Here is a 230-nt window from a genome sequence, read left to right on the forward strand (position 1 = left end):
GTGTTGGAGTAGAATCTACTACAACTACATTGGTTACTTTAGAATCAGAGCCATATAAATTGGTTGCTGTGACACTACAAGAAACGCTCAACCCTAAGTCATCAGACGTTAATATGTAGGTTTGGTTAGTCTCACCAGCAATGTTTGAACCATCTCTCAACCATTGGTATTCATATACGATGGGTGTGTTACCTCCCCACTCACCATTATCGACAGTCAGCGTACTACCC

Annotated in this window: 1 protein-coding gene; it reads right to left on the bottom strand. The window is 41.7% G+C overall.

Features of this window, described 5'->3' with window-relative positions:
- A partial coding sequence (locus GFJ99_RS13590; RefSeq protein ID WP_203228809.1) for a hypothetical protein occupies positions 1-230 on the bottom strand: 230 nt, incomplete at both ends.

Origin of the sequence: Flavobacterium sp. LMO6 (assembly GCF_009495795.1) — a bacterium.
GTDB lineage: Bacteria > Bacteroidota > Bacteroidia > Flavobacteriales > Flavobacteriaceae > Flavobacterium.